Source organism: Nonomuraea sp. NPDC049480 (genome assembly GCF_044465905.1).
In the GTDB taxonomy this organism is placed as follows: Bacteria; Actinomycetota; Actinomycetes; order Streptosporangiales; family Streptosporangiaceae; genus Nonomuraea.
Map to the genome: position 1 here is coordinate 221,993 of NZ_JBITMD010000010.1, position 22,695 is coordinate 244,687.

The 22,695-nt window shown below is 71.2% G+C and carries 17 protein-coding genes; 7 read left to right on the forward strand and 10 right to left on the reverse strand.

The genetic code is table 11. The annotated features are described in order from the left end of the window. Window positions 1-45 precede the first annotated feature (45 nt). Both ACIBX3_RS28610 and ACIBX3_RS28615 read right to left on the reverse strand, forming a co-directional pair. The gene (locus tag ACIBX3_RS28610) at window positions 46-2,556 is read right to left on the reverse strand and encodes a glycoside hydrolase family 9 protein (protein WP_397122186.1); all 2,511 of its coding nucleotides are present in this window, start codon (window positions 2,554-2,556) and stop codon (window positions 46-48) included. Between the two features lie 86 nt (window positions 2,557-2,642). Then, window positions 2,643-6,038 carry an ATP-binding protein gene (locus ACIBX3_RS28615; protein ID WP_397122188.1) on the reverse strand — a complete coding sequence of 1,132 codons (3,396 nt, stop codon included), beginning with the start codon at window positions 6,036-6,038 and terminating at the stop codon, window positions 2,643-2,645. A 171-nt stretch (window positions 6,039-6,209) separates the two neighbouring features. On the opposite strand from ACIBX3_RS28615, the gene ACIBX3_RS28620 reads away from it, so the two are divergent. After that, window positions 6,210-6,692 carry a hypothetical protein gene (locus ACIBX3_RS28620; RefSeq protein WP_397122190.1) on the forward strand — a complete coding sequence of 161 codons (483 nt, stop codon included), beginning with the start codon at window positions 6,210-6,212 and terminating at the stop codon, window positions 6,690-6,692. Between the two features lie 43 nt (window positions 6,693-6,735). Here ACIBX3_RS28620 and ACIBX3_RS28625 read toward each other — a convergent pair whose 3' ends face one another. From ACIBX3_RS28625 to ACIBX3_RS28635, 3 genes are read right to left on the reverse strand one after another with little or no spacing between them, the layout of a single operon-like run. Then, window positions 6,736-7,386, reverse strand: coding sequence for a GNAT family N-acetyltransferase (locus tag ACIBX3_RS28625; protein ID WP_397122192.1), 651 nt, complete (start codon window positions 7,384-7,386; stop codon window positions 6,736-6,738). Between the two features lie 19 nt (window positions 7,387-7,405). After that, window positions 7,406-8,887: an APC family permease gene (locus tag ACIBX3_RS28630; RefSeq protein WP_397122194.1), complete on the reverse strand. Its 1,482-nt coding sequence runs from the start codon at window positions 8,885-8,887 to the stop codon at window positions 7,406-7,408. Window positions 8,888-8,917: 30 nt separating this feature from the next. Further along, window positions 8,918-9,550, reverse strand: a complete 633-nt coding sequence (locus ACIBX3_RS28635; protein ID WP_397122196.1) for a GPP34 family phosphoprotein — start codon at window positions 9,548-9,550, stop codon at window positions 8,918-8,920. Between the two features lie 348 nt (window positions 9,551-9,898). Between ACIBX3_RS28635 and ACIBX3_RS28640 the strand changes: the two genes are divergently transcribed. The 4 genes from ACIBX3_RS28640 (at window position 9,899) to ACIBX3_RS28655 (ending at window position 14,244) form a co-directional block, all read left to right on the forward strand. Continuing rightward, window positions 9,899-10,141: a hypothetical protein gene (locus tag ACIBX3_RS28640; RefSeq protein ID WP_397122198.1), complete on the forward strand. Its 243-nt coding sequence runs from the start codon at window positions 9,899-9,901 to the stop codon at window positions 10,139-10,141. Between the two features lie 519 nt (window positions 10,142-10,660). Beyond that, window positions 10,661-12,685 carry a hypothetical protein gene (locus ACIBX3_RS28645; RefSeq protein WP_397122200.1) on the forward strand — a complete coding sequence of 675 codons (2,025 nt, stop codon included), beginning with the start codon at window positions 10,661-10,663 and terminating at the stop codon, window positions 12,683-12,685. Window position 12,686: 1 nt separating this feature from the next. Then, the gene (locus ACIBX3_RS28650) at window positions 12,687-13,376 is read left to right on the forward strand and encodes a hypothetical protein (protein ID WP_397122202.1); all 690 of its coding nucleotides are present in this window, start codon (window positions 12,687-12,689) and stop codon (window positions 13,374-13,376) included. 79 nt (window positions 13,377-13,455) lie between these two features. Further along, window positions 13,456-14,244, forward strand: a complete 789-nt coding sequence (locus ACIBX3_RS28655; protein ID WP_397122204.1) for an N-acetylmuramoyl-L-alanine amidase — start codon at window positions 13,456-13,458, stop codon at window positions 14,242-14,244. On the opposite strand, the gene ACIBX3_RS28660 is transcribed toward ACIBX3_RS28655, so the two are convergent. Beyond that, complete coding sequence (locus ACIBX3_RS28660; protein ID WP_397122206.1) at window positions 14,222-14,866, reverse strand: TetR/AcrR family transcriptional regulator; 645 nt, start codon at window positions 14,864-14,866, stop codon at window positions 14,222-14,224. The two genes, ACIBX3_RS28655 and ACIBX3_RS28660, sit on opposite strands and share 23 nt — an antisense overlap. Before the next feature lie 82 nt (window positions 14,867-14,948). Between ACIBX3_RS28660 and ACIBX3_RS28665 the strand changes: the two genes are divergently transcribed. After that, a complete protein-coding gene (locus ACIBX3_RS28665) occupies window positions 14,949-16,049 on the forward strand; it encodes a serine hydrolase domain-containing protein (protein ID WP_397122208.1) in 1,101 nt (366 codons plus the stop codon). A gap of 14 nt (window positions 16,050-16,063) precedes the next feature. On the opposite strand, the gene ACIBX3_RS28670 is transcribed toward ACIBX3_RS28665, so the two are convergent. Beyond that, on the reverse strand, window positions 16,064-16,249 hold the full coding sequence (locus ACIBX3_RS28670) for a hypothetical protein (RefSeq protein WP_397122210.1): 186 nt from the start codon (window positions 16,247-16,249) through the stop codon (window positions 16,064-16,066). A gap of 270 nt (window positions 16,250-16,519) precedes the next feature. Here ACIBX3_RS28670 and ACIBX3_RS28675 point away from each other — a divergent pair, with 270 nt between their 5' ends. Then, complete coding sequence (locus ACIBX3_RS28675) at window positions 16,520-17,338, forward strand: SAM-dependent methyltransferase (RefSeq protein WP_397122212.1); 819 nt, start codon at window positions 16,520-16,522, stop codon at window positions 17,336-17,338. On the opposite strand, the gene ACIBX3_RS28680 is transcribed toward ACIBX3_RS28675, so the two are convergent. The 3 genes from ACIBX3_RS28680 to ACIBX3_RS28690 form a co-directional block, all read right to left on the reverse strand. Further along, on the reverse strand, window positions 17,328-17,900 hold the full coding sequence (locus tag ACIBX3_RS28680) for a hypothetical protein (protein ID WP_397122214.1): 573 nt from the start codon (window positions 17,898-17,900) through the stop codon (window positions 17,328-17,330). The genes ACIBX3_RS28675 and ACIBX3_RS28680 overlap by 11 nt on opposite strands. Before the next feature lie 33 nt (window positions 17,901-17,933). Next, window positions 17,934-19,079, reverse strand: coding sequence for an FAD-dependent monooxygenase (locus ACIBX3_RS28685; RefSeq protein WP_397122216.1), 1,146 nt, complete (start codon window positions 19,077-19,079; stop codon window positions 17,934-17,936). A gap of 67 nt (window positions 19,080-19,146) precedes the next feature. Continuing rightward, window positions 19,147-22,452 carry a BTAD domain-containing putative transcriptional regulator gene (locus ACIBX3_RS28690; RefSeq protein ID WP_397122218.1) on the reverse strand — a complete coding sequence of 1,102 codons (3,306 nt, stop codon included), beginning with the start codon at window positions 22,450-22,452 and terminating at the stop codon, window positions 19,147-19,149. Window positions 22,453-22,695: the final 243 nt, after the last annotated feature.

Below are 22,695 nucleotides of genomic sequence, written 5' to 3' on the forward strand. Positions count from 1 at the left end.
TCCGCAACGCCCGGCGGCCCACGCGTGGCCGCCGGGCGTGCTGGATCACCTACACCGGCCGCCGTTCAGGTTGAACACCTCGGGCGCCGGGTTCGGACCCCAGGCGTTGACGGCGACGAAACCGAAGGTCGCGGACTTGCCCGGCCTGATCTTGCCCGAGCTCTTGGCCGTCACCACCGATCCCGACTGCGACAGCGCCGCGCCCAGGCCGTGCCGGACGCGCTGGCCGCTCAGGAAGGACCAGCGCAGGGTCCAGCCGTCCACGGTGTGCTTGCCGGTGTTCTCGATCACGACCTGGCCGGTGAACGTGCCCGAGCCGTGCGCCGAGTAGCGGACCCGGCAGTCCGACCGCTCGCTCTTGTCGGCCAGGAAGGCCGAGACCCAGGCCAGCGGGGAGTTCCAGTTGATGGTCAGCTCGTTCGTCGCCCACGACTCGATGTGGTCGATGTAGCAGAACTGCGGCTTGCAGCCTCGCAGGAGCCGTTGCGCGAGCGGGTCCTGGATGCTGGAGTTCGGGCCGCCGGCCAGCGTGCCGCGCGGCGGGTTGGGCAGCGCGGGGTCGAGCTGGTGGGCGTACCAGCGGCTGTGCTGGTTCTTCGAGGCCACCTCGCCGTAGCCGGTCACGTACGACTGGTTGAGCGCGTTGCGGCCCAGGATGTAGTCCATGCCCTCGCGTACCGCCGCCCGGTATCTCTCCTGCCCGGTCAGGTCGTACGCGGTGGCCATGACGACCATGTTGTTCAGCACCAGGTTGTTGGAGCCCCAGTCGAAGTCGGGCGGGTTGTACGGCAGTCCGTACGGGTGCGCCTTCTGGATCGCCAGGTACTTCTCGGCCCCCTCGATCACCGACTGCCGCACCCGTGCCCGGTCGGGCAGTCCGTTGGGCACGGTCGCCAGGTCCAGGCGGCCGAGCTGGGCGGTGTTGCCCCAGTCGAAGCCGCGATCCCGCCAGACGTCGCCGGTGTGGTGCGGTGAGGCCAGGACGAAGTCCCTGAACTCCTTCTCACCGGTCGTGATGTAGAGCTCCGCGGCCGCCCAGTAGAACTCGTCGGTCACGTTGTCGTCGTTGTAGGCGCCGCCGCCGGTGCCGTCGTTGGGGTCGGCGTACCTGGCCGGGTTGGCCTTGGCGGCCGCCCACGCCTTGCGGGCCGCCTTGAGGTTCTTCGCGGCGAACTCGGCGTCGTAGGGGGCGAACAGCCGGGCCGCCTGCGCCGCCGTGGCGGCCAGGTTGAGCGTGGCGGCCGTAGAGGTCGGGTGCAGCTCGCGCGGTTGCGGGTCGAGGTGCGGCAGCAGCGGCAGGCCGGTCCAGTTCTGGTCGTGGATCTTGTGGTGTGCCATCCCGGCGAACGGCTTGCCGTCCGGCACCTGCATGCTCAGCAGGAACTCCTGCTCCCATCGGGCCTCGTCCAGGATGTCGGGCCTTCCGTTGCCGCTCTCGGGAATGTTCAGCTGGCCGTCCTTGAAGGCCGCCTTGTCCCGTTCGTACGCGGCCATGAGCTGGTAGACCGAGATGCCGCCGTTGACGACGTACTTGCCGTGGTCACCGGCGTCGTACCAGCCGCCCTTGACGTTCAGCGTGTAGTCGCAGACGCCCGGCTGACACGGCACGCTGACGTCGCCCTGGTTGGGGGCCACGCCGACGTGGCCGGCGGGCCTGCCGTACCCCGGCCGCAGGCTGTCGAGGATCTCGATGCCGCTGCGCTGCGTGTAGTAGAACTTCAGCGCGTCGGCCGGCAGCTGGTCGTAGATGCCGGCGGCGATGTCGAACGGCCGGCTCGTCTCGCCGTCCGCCGTGATCGTGTAGTCCTGGCCCGGCTTGCGGTACGCGCTGAAGTCGAGCGTGTGGACGTTCTGCCCCGAGCTGGAGTCCACGCCTCTGGGAGTGGTCGTGCCCTTGGCGACGGTCTCCTTGGCGGCGTTCTTGAGCTCCCAGTTCAGCGCGGTGGTCGCGGTGGTGACCACGGTGGCCTTCTTGGGACCTGAGGGGAGGTAGCCGACCATGTTCACGCGGACGCGCGGGCCCGTGTCCGGCTCGTAGACCTCGGGCTCCGCGCCGCCCTTGAGCGACACGTCGTCCATGCAGAACCTCCAGGGCTCGGCGCTGCCACCCAGTTGGAACGCGACCTGGGCGTTCGGCAGCGACGCGGGGGCGGTGAACGTGTAGGAGTAGCTGTTGCCCGAGCCGCTCATCTCCGGAGCGGCCGACAGATACTGCGTCCACGGGTCCACGGGGAGCTGGATCAGGGCCCTGCCGACCTTGGCGGGGGTCGCGGAGGCGAAGAACCCGTAGGCGTAGGTCTCGCCTTCCACCAGCGGGATGTTGTCCTGGCCGATGATGACGTCCCACGGGTTGGCGGTGCCGCCGGGGATGTCGGCGCAGAGCCGTCCCTCGTCGAGGGTGAGGGTGACGTTGGCGGTGCCCCACCAGGGGGCGGTCGTGGTGTCGAAGGTGCCGTTCACGATCTGCTCGGGTCCCTCGTCGGCGTGCGCTGCCGTGACGGGGGACAGGGCGACCATGGTGAGGAGGGCCAGTAAGGCGGCCCGGCATCGGGTCATGAAGGTCCTCTGGAGAGTTGGGAGCGCTCCCAATAGGAGAGGATCCGATCCTCCTTTCCCACCGCCCCTCCGTCAACGGCTCGCGACTATCGGCCGAGGAAGACTGTGAAACTTTCATCCCCGGCGACCAGGCCGGCCACCTCCTCCGCCCTGCGGCGGTCGTACGGCGCGGACAGCCGCTCGGCGGCGGTCGCGGCCTGCTCCGCCGCCCTCAGGGCAGCCTTGCCCTTGCCCGCCGTGGCCAGCACCAAGGCCCGGGACCAGCCGATCCTGGCCGCCGCACCGGGGTTGTGGGCCGCGTACCGGGAGAGATGGGCGTGCAGCAGGCGCGCGCTCGCCCGCTCCTGCGGTTCGTCGATCCGCAGGCCGGTGGCGAGGGTGTGGGCATCCCAGAGCAACTCGGCGAGTCCGGCCCAGCACTCCAGCATGCCGGGCTGCCCTGCCGGCAACCGCGCCGCCAAGGCGAGTGCCTGGACCAGCGCGTCCCACGCCCTGGCGTGGCCCTCGCCCACCGGCTCCCGTCGCTCGGAACCGTCACTCATGGGGTCGTGCGGGGCACAGGCCAAGCCAGGCGTGGGCGGCCGGCGGAGGTCGAGGCGGGCGGTGGCGGTGAGAAGGCGCAGGCGCTGGGTCACTTGCGCGGCGGGGCCGTCACGCAGGCCCAGCTCCTTCGCGTGCGTGTGGCGGCGCTCGACCGAGGCGCGGGCGGCCGCCAACACGTCCCTGATCCGCTCCACCGGCACCCTGTCCAGGCGCAGCAGTGCCTCCGCTCGGCCGGTCAGGCACCAATGGCGGCCGATGTCGTCCCCGCCCACCCGGGCGACCGCCAGCTCCTCCGTTTCGGCGAACAGGCTCGCGGCGCCGGCGAAGTCCCCCTGCCACAGCGCGGTTTCCGCGAGCATCCCCGCGCAGTTCTCCGCCATCCGAGGGTCGAACGTCCTGGCCCGGCTTTCGGCGAACGAATGGCGGGCGGCCTCGAACGCGCCCGTATAGAGCTGGTGGAGCCCTCTTGCCAGCCGGGCGCGATTCGCGGCGTCTGTGGGGTGCCGGATGTCGGCCAGGGCGCGGTCGGCGAGCGTGCCGTAGCGGGTGGCCAGGCGGTGGAGCCGGGCGAGGTGGGCGATGGTGGCGAAGTTCGCGTACGCCTCGGCTTTCAGAGCGGGGTCCGATGCGCGGTCGGCGGCGTTGAGCTGGCGTAGCGAGGTCACCAGCATCGTGGTGAGATCCTGCTGGAGAAAGGCGAGCCGGGCCAGCAGCGTCAGTGCTTGTGCCGCCTCCGATCCGGCGGCGTCCGCGGGCCGGGTCGGCAGGAGATGGGGCAAGGGCTGCTGGGTGGATGGAAGGCGGGGCGCGGACCGGCGGGCAGGTAAAAGGCGATAGAGGGTCTGTCGCGCGGCGGCGGCCACCAGGGCGGCGGTGCGGCCGGCGGACGAGGTCGGCAGCGGCTCGCCCAAGGTGTCGAGCGCTTCCCCGGCCAGGCGGGTGGCCTCGCGTTCCCTGGCGAGCTGGTGCTCGCTCACCGCCGCCATCCTGAGCCGGCGCGCACGCAGGTGCCGCAGCTCGGGGACCTCCGGGATGCGGGCGAGGTGCCGCCGGACGATGGCCCCCGACTCCTCGTACAGGCGTAAACGCAGGCACAACGTCCAGTAGTGGTCCAGGAAACACGCCTTTCCTGACACCCAGGCCAGCCTGATGTTGTCCATCTCGACGCCCAGCACGCGGGTGACCTCGGTGTCCGATCCGTCCTGGAGGGCCGTGGCGTGCTCGTCGAGGAGGCGGGCGAAGTGGCGGGCGTGCCGCTGGTGTACGCGGGGGTCCTTCAAGTGGGTCGCGGCGAGCTGCTGGATGAGGGGATGGAGGGCGTAGCGGCCGGAAGGGGTGAGGTGGATCATGCTGTGGTCCACCAGGCGGACCAGCACGTCCGGGGTGGTTCCGGCGACCTCCAGGGCCGCGCCGAGCGTGCAGCCGCCCCCGAACACCGACAGGGCGGCCAGCGCCTCCTGCGCCGCCGGGTCCAGCAGGTGCCAGGACGTCTCGAAGACGGTACGCATGCTCGCATGCCGGGAGCGGGTGGCGGGCCCGGAGGTCGAGAGCAGGCCCGGGTCCACGCCGAGGCGCTGGGCCAGGTCGGCGCACGGGACGGCGCGCAGCAGGCTGGCCGCCAGCTCGATCGCCAAGGGGAGCCCGCCGGTCGCGGAGCAGATCGCGGCGACCAGCGGGGCCTCGCGATCGGGATCGAACGCCGGTTGGGCCTGCAGCGCCCGCGCGGCGAAGAGGGCTTCGGCGGCCGGACCCGGCAGGCCCTCCACCGGGACGATCAGCTGATCGGACAGCTCCAGCCGCCGCCTGCTGGTCACCAGCACGCGGACCCCCGGAGCGGCGCGCAGGATCTCGCCGATCACCACGTCGAAGGAGGGCAGGTGCTCGAGGTTGTCGAGCACGAGGAGGGTCGAGCGGCCGGCGAGGGCGGCGAGCAGCAGCTCCACCGCGGGGCGAGGCGGGGAGAGGTCCACGCCGAGACGGCGGGCGAGCGTGGTCACGGCCGCTTCCGGCCGCACGCCTACAAAGGAGACGAACGCGACATCGCACTCACCGTCCGTAGCCGCGGCGATGGCGAGACGGGTCTTGCCGATGCCGCCCGGGCCGAGAAGGGTGACCAGGCGTTCGCAGGCGAGCAGGGTGCGGAGATGCCTGATCTCGGCGTCTCTGCCGATCAGCTCCGTGCGGGGGACGGGCAGGGGAGCATGGCCTGGTGGCACAGGTCCCCGCGCAAGGCCCCGTCCGCCGCGCGGCGCAGGTCTCGGCGCCAGCTCCTGCCTGAGCGCCCGCGTCTCGGGCGCGGGGTCCACCCCCAGCTCTGTGGCCAGGCGCCGGCGCAGCTCCTCGTAACAGACCAGTGCCCCGGCCCGGTTGCCCGCCCGGGCCAGGGACGCGATCAGCAGCCGGTGCGCCTCCTCGTCGAACGGGTCCGGCTCGGTCACGATGCGCGCCAGCCGCACCACCTCGTCCGAGGCGGCGGGCCCGGTGCGTACGAGCAGGTCGCGAAGCAGCAGCCGGACCCGGTGCCGCTCCGACTCCAGCCACTCGGCGAAGGCGGGGGCGTCGCGGAAGGAGACGCCGTCCAGGAACTCCCCACGCCACAGCCGCAGCGCCGCGGCCACCGTCACGCCCTGCGCGAGCTGCCGGTGGTCCACGTAGCAGGTGTCGTCGGCGCGGAAGCGGACCTGCTCCCGGGTGATCTCCAGCCAGCCGCCCACCTCCCTGCGCAGCTCCGTCAGCGCCAGCCGCAGGCTGCCCCGGGCCTTGGCGTCGGGCCGCTCGCCCCACAGCAGCGCCGCCAGCTCCGCCCGCGAACGCGCACCCGGCGTGGCTGCGAGGTGGCAGAGCAGGGCCCGGGTCTTGGCCGATCGGATGCCCACCGGCGCCCCGTCGACGACCAGCTCCGGCGTGCCGAGCAGCAGCAGGGTGAGGGAGTCTCCCATACCTGAAGGAGACTAGACGCGAGCCTTCCGCCTGGCTGTGTCAAAGGGCACGGAGAGCATGTGCTCTGTGCTACTGACCTGCGGTCTAACGATGCGCTCACGATGCCTCTCCCACCCTGATGCCGCGTTTCGCGAAGGTCGCGAAGCGTCAGCATCTCGAGGGAGAACAGCATGCGCTCTCGTAAGACGATCGCCGCACTCGCGCTGGCAGGAGGCCTGGCCGCACCAGTGGTCCTGGCCGCGTCTCCGGCGGCCGCCATGGCCGCCACGTGCCGTGTGGAACTGTACGACATCGACGCCGGCAGTCCGGCCGAGCGGGACGGCCAGGACGAGCTCCGGTTCATAGTCCAGGGGAACCTGTTCCCCAGATTCGACGACACGCACTACCCCATGAGGTCCGGCGACGACGGGGACCCCGCCGACTTCGAGAACCCGACCGCGATCATCTCTTCCACCGAGAACGTCGCCTTCAATCTGCGCGAAGCCGACGGGCCGATCTGGGGGCAGGGCGACGGCCTCGGCATCGTGACCGCATTCGGCGCCACGTGCGCCGGACTCGACACGGATGAGACCGAAATCGTGGATGAGACCCTTGAGGGGTTCCAGCCGACGGAATACGACTACAGGGTCAGGCTGAAGATGACCGGCCTGTAACCGTCTTCACACGAAGGCCCCGCCCGTCCCCTCGGGGCCTTCATCACGCGTCACCGGGTGCACGGTCGTTTCCGGGTGCAGGGCCGTTTCCCGGTGCAGGGCCGTTTCCCGGTCGCCACATTGGCCAGAACAGTGTCCCGTCCGGCAGCGCGAACGGCTCCCGCGTCCGGTAGCCGTGCCTGGCGTACAGGTCCCGGCTGCGCGTGCTGCTGGCCTCCAGGTACGCCGGCATGCCGTTCATCCGGTCATGGTGGTGCCTCAGGAGGGACGAGCCGAGCCCTTGGTTCTGCCGGTCGGGGTGCACGGCCAGGAACGCCAGGTGGTGGTGCGGCTCGCCCGGATGGTGCTGCTCGAACAGCGTGTCGAGCACCCGGAAGCGGTCTGCCCACTCGCCGGTGCACTCGGCCAGGCGAACGTCGTAGTCGTGAGGGACAGGCAGCGGCGCGAGCCGGGGGAACCAGACGGCGACCGCCGGGCCGTCGTCGATGAGGTGGATCTCGCCGTGTTCGAGCGCGTGGTCCACGAAGATCTGGAAGTTCGCGGTGAGGATCTTGTGCCGGGACCGGCGGTCGGGCACGAGGTAGCTCACCGCCTTGAGCTCTGCGAACGCGGTCGCGATGAGCTCGGCGACCTGCGTCGCGTCCTCGGCCGTCGCCCGCCGGACGTCCGGCCGCATCGTGAAGGTCTCTCCCATGGCCCAGGTCTCCTCTCGGTCAGACGGTGTCCTGGGCGGCGGCCGCCTTGGCGCCCATCCCGACCAGAGAGTAGACCGCGGGCTGCCCGGAGCGCAGCACAAGCGCCCAGATCACGCCCACGACCGCGGCGAGAGCGTAGATCGCGGGCAGGATCCAGGCCAGCGGGTCGCCCTCGGGCACCCCCAGCAGCGTCGCGAAGTTGGACAGCGCCAGCCACACCATCACGGCCAGCGCGATCGCGGCGGGCACGGGAGCGACGAGCCGCCGCGTGACCGTCTCGCCGCTCGGCTCGCGGAGGAAGAACACAATGACCGCGATCGACGTCACGAAGATCAGCAGCAGCACCCCGAACCCGCCGAACGAGCCGCCGTAGAAGAACAGCTGCACCAGCGGGTCGAGCCCGAGCACCGCGTAGATCGCGATGACCGCCAGCCCGAACACGCTCTGCGCGATCGAGCCGGCCTTGGGCGCTCCGCTGCGCGCCCGCGTACGGCCGAACACGGCGGGCAGCACCCGCTCGCGCCCGAGCGCGAAGAAGTAGCGGGCCGTGGTGTTGTGGAAGGAGATCATCGCCGCGAACAGGCTGGTGGCGAAGAGCACCCGGGCGATGTCCACCACCGTGGCGCCCAGGTGCTGCTGGGCGAGCGCGAAGATGGTGTCGGCCTGGTCGCGCTGCGCCGTGGCCACGATGTTGCCCGGCCCGGTGGCGACCGTCATCGCCCAGGACGACAGCGCGTACACGAAGGCGATGATCGCCACCGCCGAGTACGTGGCCAGCGGCACGGTGCGCCGGGGCTCGCGGCTCTCCTCGGAGAACACCACGGACGACTCGAACCCCACGAACCCCAGCGTCGCGATCACCAGCAGCGCCCCCACGCCGTCCGCGAACAGCGCGCCGGGTGCCAGCGCCTCCATGGAGACGCCCGCCGGGCCAGGGTTGATCAGGTCGGCGAAGTCGAACAGCAGGATGACCGCCACCTCGGCGGTGAGCAGGACGCCCAGCAGCCGGCCGTTGACGTCCACCCGCATCACGCCCAGCGCCGCCACCAGCGCCCACGCGACCAGCGACACCACCCACCAGGGCGGCGTGACCCCGAACCACTGCTCGATCAGCGGAGTCGTCGCCGCGCCGAACGCGCCGTAAAGTCCCACCTGCAGCGCGTTGTACGCGATCAGCGCCACCCAGGCGGCCGCGATGCCCGCCGGGCGGCCGAGCCCCCGGGTGATGTAGGTGTAGAACGCGCCGGCGTTGGCCATGTGCCTGGCCATCGCCACGTATCCGATGGCGAACACCGCCAGGACGATCCCCACCACCACGAAAGCGATCGGCAGGCCGGTGATCCCGGTGACCGCGTACGCGGTGGTGACGACCCCGGCGACGACGGTCAGCGGCGCCGCGGCGGACAGGACGAAATAGACGACCGAGGGCGCGCCGAGCCGGTCGGCGGCCAGGGCGCCGGAGATCGGATCGGGTCCGGCGACGGTTCTCGCGGTACGCATCGTGTTCCTTTCTGGGGGGTGGAGGGCCGGTCAGATGCGGTAGGTCAGCACGGCGTCGCCCACGGCCGCGCTGACCTGGCGGCTCAGGTCGCTGAGCGGCGGGGGCATGGCGGCCAGCAGCGTGGTGAGGTATTGGCGGGCCACCCGCCGGTCGGCCGGGTCGTCCAGCACGGTGTCGGTCAGGTCGCACGCGTCCACGAGCGTGGCCAGCGCCATGTCCTGCGGCGACAGCGGCTCACACCGGACCAGCGCCAGGCGCAGCCGTGTCGCCGGCCACATGGCTCGGCTGAAATCACTGGAGGAAAAGCGGGGTTGTTTGCGCTTGAGGAGTTTCGGGGTTTCCCGTTGGACCAGCCCGACCGCCGTCAGCCGCCCGCTCACATCCGCTATCGAGCGTTGCGCGAGGTAAGCGAGCCACGTACGCACATCGGTATGTTGTGGGGAATTACAGATTTCGGACAGCACTTTGTCGGCCACGCTCTCCTGGACCCGCCGCGAGTCGGCCACGCCGAGTCGCACCCCGCGCACGGCGACCCGCTGCGCCAGCACCAGCTCCGCGATCAGCGCCCCGGCCAGGCCCAGTGCGATTCCCTGGAGGTGCATGCGCGGCTTGCCCGAGCCGGTCGTATCCCATGCGACGAGGAAGAAATCATCGGCAAGCACCTTAAATCGGTCCGCTCACTATGCTTATAAGGGATGACGGGCTGAGAAGGTAGTGCATAGCCGCCAGCGGAAATGTCTATCAAGAATGCCATCGTCCGGGTAGGCCCATTTCACGTTAGATCCTGGTGGACGACTATCCGTATTTATCCATTTGGGTTCGTGGAACGAGCCAGTTTGCCCCGCGGAGTGGCGAGGTCGCTCTCCGTGTCGGTGGACGGCCAGGTAGGCAAGGAAAGCCGTCTGGCTGGGGAGGCCTTCTGCCGTCTAAGATTTCCCATTCGTCCCGCAATCCGTTCACTTCCCAGTAGCGTGGTGTCATCTGGCATTAGAGGTACGAAAGGTGCATCTGTGGCGGACGTATTCGAGACGGCGATCGAGGAGCTCGCGGGGGAGGCCAACCAGCAGGTCGACTGGGCCACCGCGGCGGTCACCGAACAGGGAGGGCGGCTCCTGACGCCCCTCATCCCGGACGGCGTGCCCTTCGAGGCGGTCTTCGGGGAACGTGCCACGCTCGACGCGTTCCTCCCCGGCCCCGTGGAGCCCGCCCGCGACTACGAGCGGGCGGAGCTTTCGCCCGCCGGTGACACCTGATCATCCGTGGCACTCGACCGAGATCTTCCTCCCGGCCCCCGGGACCCTCGTCCCGGCTTCGGCGACACTCTCGACACTCTCGACGCCCCGGGACACCACCCGGCCTCCGGCCGTGCCCGCCACGCCGCGGACGATGCGCCCGGCTCCGTGACGAGTCCCCAGCCGGACTCGGACGCGGCCGTGCGCTCGGACCAGGGCACCTCGTTCAGCTGGTTCGCCGATTCGGCCACGGAAGCGCCCGATCAGTCCGCCGTTCCGGACGGTGAGCCGCGCCGTCCCGCCCCGGAACGTGCCGATACCGCGCCGCCCCGCCAGACCACGGGCGCGGCGGACGTCGCGCCGCCCCGTCATGCGGCGGGTGGGCCGGACGTAGTGCCGCCCCGTCATGCGGCGGGTGGGCCGGATGTCGCGACACCTCGTCATGCGGCGGGTGGGCCGGATGTCGCGACACCTCGTCACGCGGCGGGTGGGCCGGACGTCGAGCCGCCGCGTTCGGCGGGCGAGCGGGGCGCTGGGGCGGTGCCGCGTCAGGCGGATCTCCCCACCGTGCCCGACCAGGCCCCGGACGGCAGGCGCGGCGACAAGGTACGCATTCCGTTCGACCCCGAGCGGTTCCACAACGATCCGCGCTGGTCAGTGGAGGCCGGCAGGCTCGAGCAGCGTCTGGGCGCGTACTACGTCAACAGCCCGCAGGCCCTCGACGGCGCCCGCACCGCGCTGCGCAGGATGCGCGAAGTCCTCATGGACCTCACCCCGCGACGGCCGGACGAGGGCCCCGCGGACTTCGCCCGGCGCGTGGAGAGCGTCTTCTTCGCCGACGATTCCATCACCTCTGAGGAGGCAGGCACAGGCGGTGCCACCGTGGACGCCCTGCTCGAGCATGCGAACGTGCGCGAGCTGGTGACGGCCTTTGTCAACGCCGCCTACTACAACCGGCGCAACCCGTACGTCTTCGGCAACGCCCTGCTCGACATCATGGACACCGAAGCCTGGGATCGGGCCCGCGCCGCCGGCCTGGACGTCGACGCGATACGGCGCACCCAGCACGGGGAAGGCGTCGCGCTGGACGACACCACGTCGAGCCGGCGGGCGAGCAAGATCGCCAACGAGGACCTCCCCGTGGGCGACGGGATCTCGGGAACCGCGGCCAAGGTGCTCACCGCGGTCAAGTTCCTCACCCTGGGACCCAGCATGAACAAGCGCTTCCTCGGCGCGGTCATGGCCTGCATGCTGCCGGGTCAGAACCACTCGCTGTTCGAGGTCCTCAGGGGCGCGCAGATCGCCGACGTGGGCGGCGTACGGCTGGAGCCCGGCGCCTGGGCCACCGCCCTGGACTTCTACCGGAACCTGCCCTGTCTCGACCTGGGCACGCTCCGGCGCGAGATCCTGCCCGACGGCATGTTCCCGCACGAGTCCAGATATTTCGCGAACGCCACCGATCCCGCCGGTTTCTCAGAGACGCAGCACCCCGAGATCGGCTACCTCCGCGACCGCCTCTGGCCCCAGCTCGAAAGCGGCCGGGTGACGGACCCGGACCTCGCGGGCTGGCTGCACCGCAACGGCATCGATCCAGCAGACCCCGGGAAGGTGCGGGCGCTGGGCGAGCGGCTGTCGCCCGCACACGTGATGGCGCTGACCGTCTACACCAGGCACAGCCACTATCTGATCAACAACGTGACGCGCACCCACCCCTGGACCCCCGGCTCGTCGCCGTCGCTGGTCGAGCACGGCATGGTCAACAAGGTCAACACGCTGGTCGGCCACTACCTGGACAACCTCGCCGCGAACACGAAGGCGCTGCCGCTCCCCATGGCGCTGCGCCCCATGCTGCACGTGGGCGACGCCAACCTGGACTCGACCTCGCCCCTGAACCCGCTCGCCGAGTTCTACGTCCACGCTGTCCGGCGTACGGAGGAGGCCTCCCGACGGCTCGAGGAGTTTCGCGCGGAGGGACGTACGCACGAGGCACGTGAGGTGGGCAAGGAGCTCAGGGAGGCGCGCAGGGAGGCGCGGGCGGCGTTCAACGCGATCAAGGAGCGCCTCGGCCAGGTGACGCCGCGGTTGTTCGACGAGATGCGCCGGCACGCCGACATGGTGCACGAAGCCATGACGCAGCTGCCCGCGGTCGGTTCGCCCGACGCTCCCGTGCGGGCGTACCGCGGCGACTGGATCACGCCGCTCCACTCGCCGGTCTACGGATCGAAACCGTATCCGTACGGGACGGCCAGGGAGTTCCTCAGCGTGAGCAGGCAGATGGAGGTCGCGATCCGCTTCATGGCGGAGAACCCGGCGGGCAACCGCAAGGTCCTCGTCGTCTACCGGCTCACCGGGCAGCAGGCCAGGGACGTCTCGGTGTTCTCCTCGTACGCGGTGGACGAGGAGGCGGTCTTCCCGCCTCATTCGCTCACCCGCCGGGTCGACGATCCCGAACTGGCCGCGAGCGTGCGCGCGGAGGCGGACCGGCTGATGGCGGACATGTCCTGGCGCGGCGTCATCCCCGAGATTCCCCACGCCTACGAGATCATCATCATGGAGGAGGGCTGACGTGAGCGCCGGGTGGGGCGAGCTGGACGACAGGGCCTGGCACCTCTACGCCGGCGTGCACCGGCTGCTCCTGCGGCTGGCCGGGCAGGTCTCCGACGAGGTGCTCACCGGCGCCCGCGCCATGCTGGCCCAAGGTGATCTGTCCTACCTGCCGGACACGCTGACGATGGCCGTGGTCGAGCATGGGGCCCCGCTGACGGTGTGGGAGATCGGGATCCTGCGCGACCTGCTCGTGGCGCTGGGCATCGACGCCGAGCCCGCGGCCATGGACCGGGTGGCGATCGCCGACGTCGTCCCCGCGGGTGTTCACCGCTTCTTCCCCGACGCGGCCGATCCCGTACGCGTGCCCGCGGGTCTCGACCTGAGCGACGGCGTCCCCGCCGAGTTCGGCCGGCTGGAGGGGTTGTTCGACCTCACCGACCAGCTCGTGACCGACGCGCTCGGCCAGCACTCGGGCGTCGTGGGGGTCTGGCGTGCCTGGCGGTCGGGGCCGGTGCGCCGGCGGCGGGTCTACCTGGCCGAGGTGGAGCCGGGCGTGCCGGTTTGGAAGTTGACGCTGGAGGCCCAGGCGGAGCTGGCCCAGTCGGGTGAGCGCGATCCGCAGGTCGAGGTCTATTGGTACGGCGATGAGTTGCCGCCGTACCAGCGGGCCGCGCGCGACGGCGCGGTCCTGCTGTGGCGCCGCCGCTGAGCGCTCCTGCGCCGCGACATGAAATAGCAGGTCAGAGCGGTGCTGGGCTTGCCGTCCCGCGCCCGGTACGGTCGGAAGCATGCGCGCGTACCTCGTGGCACTGACTGCGCTGGCCGCGCTGTCCACCGCGTGTGGCGACGCCGCCCCCGCCGCTCGCGAGACGGCGCCTCCCGCGGCGCCGTCGCCCACCCCGTCGCCCGGCGGACGGGCCCTGGCCGGGAAGATCGTCGTGATCGACCCCGGCCACAACGGCGGCAACGCCTCCCACCCGGAGGAGATCAACCGCCAGGTCGACGTCATCACCGGCCGCAAGGCCTGCAACACCACCGGCACGCAGACCGACGACGGCTACCAGGAGCACGCCTTCACCTGGGACGTCGCCGGCCGGCTCAAGCCGGTTCTGGAACGTATGGGAGCCAAGGTCGTGCTCACCCGGCCCGACGACAAGGGCGTCGGCCCGTGCGTCACCGAGCGGGCCGCCATCGGCAACGAGGCCAGGGCGGACGCGGTCCTGTCCATCCACGCGGACGGCGCGGTGCCGGACGGTCACGGGTTCCATGTGATCATGCCGGGGCTGCTGCCCGGGCACAACGACGACGTCGTCAAGCCGTCCCGCCGGCTCGGGCGCGCCGTGCGCGACGCCTACCGGGCCGGCACCGGCCTGCCGTACTCGAACTACCGGGGTGAGGACGGCCTGCAGACCCGCACCGACCTGGGCGGGCTCAACCTGTCGAAGCGGCCGGCCGTGTTCATCGAGTGCGGCAACATGCGTAACCCAGGCGATGCGGCCAAGCTGTCCGATCCCGCCTTCCGCCGGCGCATCGCCGCCTCCCTCGCCGACGGGATCAAGAAGTTCCTGAACCGGTAGCCCCGTACGCGCGCAGGAACGCCGCGACGCCCGCCTCGGAGAGCCGGTCGAGGTCTGCCTGGGTGTAGTGGTCGCCGGCCCCGGAGAACATGACCTTGTTCACCGGGATCCACAGCAGCAGGCCCATGAAGTGATTGGCGGCCAGCCACGGATCGTCCAGGCGCAGCAGGCCGCGGTCGGCCAGGCCCGTGAAGGTGGTGGCCAGGGTGGCCAGCACGCGGTCGAAGCCCTGCTCGTACCAGGTCCGGCCGAGGTCGGGGAAACGGTCGGCCTCGGCGATGATCAGCCGGCGCAGGCGGAGCACGTCCGGCTGCATGAGCGAGTCGAGGAACCGCCTGGCCAGCTCGCGCAGGCCCTTCTCCGGATCGTCGCCCTGGTCCAGCGCCGCAGTGATCATCTTGGTCAGCGCGTCCAGCTGGCCCGTGGTGTCGAGGATGAGGCTCGTGAAGAGCTGCTCTTTGTCGGTGAAGTGCTTGTAGACGGTCTGCTTCGACACCGCCGCCAGTGCCGCCACCTCGTCCATGCTCGTGCCCACGTAGCCGTTGCGCAGGAACACCGGCCGCGCGGCCTCCAGGATCTGCCGGCGTTTGCGTGCGGTCCGGCTGTCTTCTTCCGCTGTCATGGAAGCACAGTACTAGACAGTTCCGTACTGTTGTCAGTACTGTACCGTCTAGTTCCAATGAGCGAGAGAGAAAGGCATCGTCATGAGCGACCTCCAGAAGCAGGTGCAGGAAGCCGCGGACAAGCTCGTCGAGTCCGGCGAGGAACGCGGGCTCCAGGTGGCCGTCTATCGCGACGGCAAGCAGATCGTGGACGTGGTGGCGGGTGTGGCCGACCCTGAGACCGGGCGGCCCGTCACCCCCGACACGCCTTTCTACAACTTCTCGATCGGCAAGGGCGCCACCGCGACGGTCGCGCACGTGCTGGTCGAGCGGGGCCTGTTCGGCTACGACACGCCCGTGGCCGAGCTGTGGCCGGAGTTCGGCCGGCACGGCAAGGAGGGGGTGACCGTGCGGCACGTGCTGTCGCACACGGCGGGCGTGCCGGGCGTGCCGCTCGACACCACGCCGGAGGACGTGTGCGACTGGGGCAAGATGGTCGCCGCGCTGGAGGACGCCGAGCTGTGGTGGGAGCCGGGCACCAAGGTCGGATACCACGCGTACACGTTCGGGTTCCTCGTCGGCGAGATCGTCCGGCGGGTCACCGGCAAGCCGATCTCGCAGGTCCTGCTCGAGGACGTGACGACGCCGCTGGGCGTGGCCGACGAGCTCTACTTCGGGATGCCGGAGAAGGAGCACGCGCGGCTGGCCGAACTGGAGGACGTCCCCATGGACATGTCCGCGTTCGCGGACATGCCGGACGACCTGCCGATGTTCAAGGCGGGCCCGATGACGCTGATGCCGAACGCCGAACTGGGCAACCGGCCCGACTACCTGTCCGCCGACATCCCCGCGGGCGGCAAGACCTCCGCCAGGGCCATGGCCCGCATGTACGCCGCGCTGCTCGGCGAGGTGGACGGGACGCGGCTGATCTCCGCCGAGCGGCTGCGCGAGGTGACGGCCGTGGTCGCCGGCGGCGTCGACGAGGTGTTCGGCATGCCTTCGTCATGGGGGCTCGGGTACGCCATCGGCGGCGTGACCTCGACGGCCGAGGAGAAGCCGACGGTGTTCGGGATGGCCGGCGCGGGCGGCAGCGCGGCATGGGCCGACACCGCGACCGGGGTGGCCGTCGCCGTCACCAAGAACCGGCTCACCAACGATTTCGCGGTCGCCGGGCTCATCGAGGGCATCGTGGAGCGCGGCTGATCGACTCAGGCCGCTCAGCCGTCGCGGCAGAGCGGTTTCCCGCCGACCACGCAGGCGATGTCGTCGAGCTGGCAACTGAGCAGGGTACCGTCCATACCGAGCACGAGCACGAGGTCGCGCCGATAAGGATGAGCCAGCATGACTCTGCCGACCACGCCATTGTCCAAGACCACGGTCGGGCGGCCTGCCGCGTTCTCCATGCCCTCGTGACTCCTCTCAGATGGGACCGTTCCCCACCAGGATGCACAGGCCTGAGGTCAAAGCGCATCGGTCCTTCGGCTGTATTTACAGTCCTGCCAGGCAGTACAATCCCGCCTCGGCAGCCCGGTCGATCAGCTGCCGGCGGAGCGCGTACGGGGCCTGGCCGTACGTCTGGCCGATTCTGTGAAAAATAAACCGTCTGGAACTTGGTTCGGTGCGTCAGAGTAGGATGGCTTCTACGCTGCATGTGGCTAAGGAGACGGCCTTTCGTGACCGAGCTAGAACGTGTTCCGCCCGGTGTCGACCCGAGCATCCCGAGTTCCGCCCGGGTCTACGACTACCTGCTCGGTGGCAAGGACAACCTGGCCGTCGACCGCGCCGTCGCCGAGAAGCTCCTCGCGGTCGCCCCTGACACCCGCCTCGTGGCCAGGGCCAACCGCCGCTTCCAGGTGGAGGCCGTCCGCTACCTCGCCGAGCAGGGCGTACGCCAGTTCATCGACCTGGGCACCGGCGTCCCGACCTCGCCCAGCATCCACGAGACCGCCCGCGAGGTGCACCCCTCCTGCCGGGTGATCTACGTGGACTACGACCCGGTGGTGCGGTTGCACGCCCAGGTCCTGCTGGCCGACGCCCCCGGGATCGCCTCCGTGCGGGCCGACCTGCGCCGCCCCGCGGACATCCTCACCGACCCGCACGTCACCGGCCTGATCGACTTCGAGCAGCCGGTGTGCGTGCTGATGATCGGCGTGCTCCACTTCGTCATGGACGAGGAGGACCCCGCCGGCATCGTGGCCGCCTTCAGGAAGCGTATGGCGCCCGACAGTTATCTGATCATCTCCCACGCGATGGCGGAGAGCGACCCGGAGGCGATCAGTCAGCTCCAGATGGCGACGGCGGGCACGTCGGCTCAGTCGAGGTTCCGCACCCATGAGGAGGTGCTGCGGTTCTTCGACGGGTTCGAGCTGGCCGGGCCGGGTCTCGTGCCGGTCCACGAGTGGCACGTCGGGCCCAAGGAAGATCACATCCCGCTGCTCGACGGCGTCCCGAGGCTTCTCGTCGAGGGCGGGGTCGGGCGGCTCAGAGCCTGATCCCCTTGATGATCTCGCCGAGCTGGGAGACCAAGGGCTCGGAGGCCATCACGGTGACGATCACGCCGTCGCGCTCGACCCAGCCGGCGTACCGGCCGTGGCCCAGTGCGCCGTCGCCCACCTTGGTGAGCACCTTGCGGCCGCCGATCTTCGCGGTCACCGCGGTGGCGAACGTGCCCTCCACCAACGGGGCCTTCCTCAGGTGGGCCAGTGTGCGCGCCTTCGGCCAGCACACCACCCGCACCCACAACGACTTGTGCTTCCTGTCGACGTCGTCGCGGTTGTCCGACCACCTGTAGCCGTACTCGGTGATGCCGTCGTGCTTGTTCACGTTGACCACGCCGTACGTGAAACCCTTCGGGATGCGGTTCACCCGGACGCCCTTGATGGCCGTCGCGCCCCTGGGGGGCTTGTCGGTCTTGGAGTCGTCCGAGCGCTTCGTCTCCGCCTTGGACGCGGTCGGGCACGACGGGCGTTCGGCGGCGTGGGCGGCGGGGGCGGCGATCACGGTGGCGGCGACGGCCGCGGCGGACAGAGCCGCCAGCTGGTGGAACTTGTTCATGTCCGGGTTGGATGCGGCTGATGTGACAAAGGTTCAATAGTTTTTGATCTCGATGTCGGTCGCGAACTTGTCGCCCATCTTCATCATCAAACCGAGCAGGAAGCGGTACTTGAAGATCCAGTTGCGCATCCGGATCCGGGCCGGGGTCGCGGGGGCGAGGAAGGGACCGGCGTTGCCGTTCTTGGCGATTTTGGCGTATCCGCGCAGCTGGCGCTCGTACTCGGCGAAGGCCACGTGGTGATCACCGCCGGCCGCGGCCAGCTCGCCCGCCAGCACGTACGCGCCCACCACGGCCAGGCCGCTGCCGAAGCCGCCCAGCGTGTTCCCGTACGCCGAGTCGCCGAGCAGCACCACGCGGCCCTTGTGGTAGCGGTCGATCCTGACCTGGCTGAGCGAGTCGAGGTAGACGTTGCCGGCGCGGCGCACCGCGTCCATGACTCTGGGGATCTGCCAGCCCATGCCCGCGTAGGCGCGTGCCAGGATGTCCTTCTGCTGCCGGACGTCGTAGCGGTCGTAGTCCAGCGGGTCGGAGGCGAAGACGAAGAACGCCGGCGCCTTCGGCCCGCCGACGGCCGCCAGCCTGCCGGGCTCGTTGTACATCCTCGGGACCGCGCCGAAGCCCTCGTCCAGCTCCACCAGGGCGTAGTAGTGGCCGAGGAATCTCACGTAGTCGGACTCGGGGCCGAAGGCCAGGCGGCGGACGTTGGAGTGGATCCCGTCCGCCCCCACCACCAGGTCGAACGTGCGGGGCGCGGAGCGCTCGAAGGTGACGTGCACGCCGCCGCTCGCGGTCTCGGTGAGCGAGGTGATCGAGTCGCCGAAGACGTACTCGCAGGCCGGGGCCGTCCGCTCGTACAGGAGCTGGGACAGGTCGCCGCGCCTGATCTCGAGGTCGCCGCCGGTGAACTCGCCGGGCATGATCGCCAGGGTGCGGCCGTTGGCGTCGACGATCTCCTGATCCGTGCCGCCGGTCTGGCGCTTGCGTACGTCGTCCAGGATGCCCATGCGGGCCAGGACCGTACGGTGGGTCTCGCCCTTGAAGTCGACCGCCTGGCCGCCGAGGCGCAGGGCAGGGGCCTTCTCGACGATCGTGACGGTGAAGCCGCGGCGGACGAGGCAGTGGGCGAGGGCCGGGCCGGCGATACTGGCGCCGGAGATGAGGATGTTCGCGTTCTTCATGCCCGGCAGCCTCGCCGCCGCCGCTGACAGCGCAGCCATCACCGGCTGACAGTCGCGCCACCGCCTGTCAGCGGCCACCCGACAGGACCGCCATCGCCGCGTCCCCGCCCATGCGTGCTCCCTTGGCGAAAGCCGCCGCGAAGCCCTCCGGGCCGAGGACGCCCGTGGCCTCGGCGGTGATCCTCGCAACGTCCCGATCGCCGGCCACCGTCGTCCCCCGCAGCCGCACCCCCACCCCGAGCAACACGGCCGCCCGCTCGGCCGCCCGGGCCATGCGGTTCGCCGTCCCGTCTGCCTGCGTGGCCGCACAAGCCGCAGGGCTCGCCGCGCCGGGCGCGTTCTCGTGTCCGGCGGGCGCCACGCCGGCGAGGAGGGCGTGTCCCGCCAGGCCCTCGGCGACGTCGGCCAGGTCGGTCGCCAGCGGGGATGCCAGAGCGGCGGTCAGCGCCTCGTGGTGCCTGCGTCCCGCCTCCGCCACATCGCCGTTCGCCTCGGCCAGGCGGCCGAGAGCCGTCAGCACGCGTGACCTCGTCCCCGTGGCCGTGAACGCGCCTGTCTCCGTTGACCTGCCCAGCGCCGCGCCGAGCCGGTCGGCGGCGTCGGCCAGGTCGCCCTCGAAACGGGCGATCTCGCCCAGCCGCAGGTGCACCACCGTCATCAGCTCGGGCCTGCCCATCCGGCGCACCAGATCCGCCGCACGCTCGCAGTCCGCGCGCGCCGCCCGGACATCCCCCGCCCGCCGGCGGGCCTCCGCCCGCCGGCCGAGCACGTCCACCAGCTCCTCCAGCGCGCCGAGCTCTTCGAGCAGCCCGATCGTGTCCTGCCACAGCCCCATGGCTCGCGCCCATTCACCACGCCACCCGGCGATCAGCGCGAGCCAGTCGAGCGCCTGCGCCTTCCCCCAGCGCTCGCCCACCGCGCCGAAGTCCGCCAGCACCGCGTCCAGTTCCCGCTCGGCCGGCGCGATCTGCCCGCTCAGCAGCGCGATCAACGCATGGCCGAGCCTGCCCAGCGCCCGGCTCCACGGATCCGTGTCCAGCAGCCGCGGCCCCCACCCCGTCGCCGGCTCGGGCGGGCCCGCGATCATCCCCCACAACGCCGGGCCGAACCGGGACCGCATCGGCCGGTCCAGCGCCCCGACGATCTCCCGCGCCCGCTCCCAATGCGGCGACCCGGCGTCAGGCGGGGCGTGGAGCACGGTCAGCGCGTACTCCTCGCCCAGCTCGGCAGGCGGTTCTGTGCCGATCGCGCCGAGGAGGCGTACGGCGTGCCCGGTGGCCTGGCCGCGCCGCCCGCTCAGCCACCAGTACATCGCCAGAGCCGCCACCAGCCGCAACGCCGTCGCCCTGTCGTGCTCCACGCTCCAGCGCAGCGCCGCCCGCAGGTTGGCGTTGTCGGCCGACAGGCGGGCCAGCCAGTCGAGCTGCTCGGCCCGGTACAGGTGGTCGTCGCCGCGGCGCGCCAGCTCCAGGAACCAGGCCGCGTGGGCCCGGCGCAGCCGTTCCTCCTCGCCTGCCGCGGCGAGCCGTTCCGCGCAGAACAGCCGGATGGTGTCGAGCATTTGGTAGCGCGCGCCGTCGGTCTCGATCAGCGACTTGTCCACCAGGCCCGCGAGCGGTCCGGCGGCGTCCTCGCCGCAGACCCGCTCGACCGCCTCCAGGGTCGCGCCCCCGGCGAACACCGAGAACCGCCTGGCCAGCGCCTGCTCCTCCGCGTCGAGCAGGCTCCAGCTCCACTCCACGACCGCGTGCAGCGTCTGGTGGCGGGCGGCGGCGGTGCGGTCGCCGCGCGAGAGGAGCTTGAACCTGCCGTGCTCGGCCAGGCGGGCGGCGATCTCGTCCACGCCGAACGTCCGCACCCGGGCCGCGGCCAGCTCGACGGCCAGCGGCAGGCCCTCCAGCGCCGCGCAAATGCGCAGGACCGCGTGCAGGTTGTCCGGGCCGACCGTGAAGCCCTGCCGCACGGCCGCCGCCCGGTCGGCGAACAGCCTGACGGCGGGGTAGCGGTACGGGTCCTCGGCGTTGGGCGGCGGGGTGGGCAGGGGAGCCAGCGGGACCAGGTGCTCGCCGGTGATGCCCAGCGGCTCCCTGCTGGTGGCCAGGATGGTCAGGCGGGGGCAGGCGGCGAGGAGGCGGCGGGCGAGCGTGGCGGCCTCGGCGATGACGTGCTCGCAGTTGTCGAGGGCGAGCGTCAGGTCCTGCTCGGCCAGCGCCGCCACCAGCCGCCCGGCGAGGTCTGGCGCCCCGGACCCGGCCGCGACCGGGGGCCCGAGCGCCGACTCCCGAAGTCCGAGCGCCCCAAGCACCGCCGGCGCGACCTGCCCCGCCTCATGCCCCCGCGTCGCACCGTCCACCGCCCGCGCCGCGTGCGCCACACCTCCCGCGCCGTCCACCAGCGACAGGTCCACGAAACACACCTCGCGCACCGGATCGCCTCCCGCTCCGATGGCCAGATCTTCGGCCGGTGTGGCGGGTCGGCGGGTCGCGGACTCGATGGCGAGGCGGGTCTTGCCCGTGCCGCCCGGGCCGACGATCGTCACCAGGCGGGCGTCGCGGAGGGCGGCGATGCGGGCCAGCTCGTCCTCCCGGCCCACGAAGCTGGTGAGCTGGGTCGGCGGGCGTACCCGGGCCACCCGCGCGCGCGGACGTCCGCCGCGCAGGATCTCCAGGTGCAGGGCGGCCAGCTCCGGTGACGGGTCGGCGCCGAGCTCGGCGGCGAGGAGCCGGCGTGTGTCCTCGAAGACGGCGAGTGCCTCCGCCTGCCGTCCGGCCGCGTCCAGAGCCCGCATCAGCAGGCCCCGCGCCCGCTCGCGCAGCGGATGGGCGGTCACCAACTCCCGCAGCGGGGCCACCGGGCTCGCCTCGGGGAGCGCCAGTTCGGCCTCCGCCAGGTCCTCCGCGGCAGACAGCCGCAGCTCATCCAGCCGCCGCGCCTGCGGCTCCGCGAAGGGCGCGCCGGCGACGTCCGCGAGCGCCGGCCCTCGCCACAGGTCCAGGGCATCTCTGAGCAGGGCGGCCGCCCCGGCGAAGAGTCCCCTCGCGAGCAGCCGCCTTCCCTCGCGGACGAGGCGCTCGAACCGGTGCGCGTCCACGTCCTCCCGGTCCAGGGCCAGCCGGTAACCCGACCCGTGGAACTCGATCAGGTGAGCGGGCAGGGCGCGCCTGAGCCGGGAGATCTGCGCCTGGATGGCGTTGGCGGCGCCGGCCGGGGGGTCGTCGCCGTACTGGCCGTCGATGAGACGCTCGACGCTCACCACCCGGCCCGCGTCGAGCAGCAGCAGCGCGAGCAGGGCACGTGGCCGGGGACCTCCGACCACGATCGCGTCGCCGTCGGGCGACCGCGCCACGAGCGGCCCCAGGATGCCGAACTGCACGCTCGTATCCTAAGGAGCGATTCGGGCCCGGGATTTCCCCGCGTCTCCGCCGCCAGGAGGCGGTCTGGGCGCGGGTGCGGGACGGTCTGGCGCGCGCACGGGCGTGAGCGAGCGCCCGTCCCGCGGTGGCCGTCGATAAACGCACCCTTCCTGCTGCCCTGACCTGGGAGAACGGCTGAAAGTTTCATGCCGTCCGGCCACTTCGGACACATCGCCCTTGCTGGGGTTGAGCGGCCATTGACA

Bases quoted from the DNA above. Each gene is read 5' to 3' on its own strand.
- ACIBX3_RS28630 (WP_397122194.1), bottom strand. From the start codon at position 8,887: ATGCGTACCGCGAGAACCGTCGCCGGACCCGATCCGATCTCCGGCGCC.
- ACIBX3_RS28685 (WP_397122216.1), bottom strand. From the start codon at position 19,079: ATGAAGAACGCGAACATCCTCATCTCCGGCGCCAGTATCGCCGGCCCG.
- ACIBX3_RS28665 (WP_397122208.1), top strand. From the start codon at position 14,949: ATGAGCGACCTCCAGAAGCAGGTGCAGGAAGCCGCGGACAAGCTCGTC.
- ACIBX3_RS28680 (WP_397122214.1), bottom strand. From the start codon at position 17,900: ATGAACAAGTTCCACCAGCTGGCGGCTCTGTCCGCCGCGGCCGTCGCC.
- ACIBX3_RS28625 (WP_397122192.1), bottom strand. From the start codon at position 7,386: ATGGGAGAGACCTTCACGATGCGGCCGGACGTCCGGCGGGCGACGGCC.
- ACIBX3_RS28655 (WP_397122204.1), top strand. From the start codon at position 13,456: ATGCGCGCGTACCTCGTGGCACTGACTGCGCTGGCCGCGCTGTCCACC.
- ACIBX3_RS28615 (WP_397122188.1), bottom strand. From the start codon at position 6,038: ATGGGAGACTCCCTCACCCTGCTGCTGCTCGGCACGCCGGAGCTGGTC.
- ACIBX3_RS28620 (WP_397122190.1), top strand. From the start codon at position 6,210: ATGCGCTCTCGTAAGACGATCGCCGCACTCGCGCTGGCAGGAGGCCTG.
- ACIBX3_RS28670 (WP_397122210.1), bottom strand. From the start codon at position 16,249: ATGGAGAACGCGGCAGGCCGCCCGACCGTGGTCTTGGACAATGGCGTG.
- ACIBX3_RS28610 (WP_397122186.1), bottom strand. From the start codon at position 2,556: ATGACCCGATGCCGGGCCGCCTTACTGGCCCTCCTCACCATGGTCGCC.
- ACIBX3_RS28660 (WP_397122206.1), bottom strand. From the start codon at position 14,866: ATGACAGCGGAAGAAGACAGCCGGACCGCACGCAAACGCCGGCAGATC.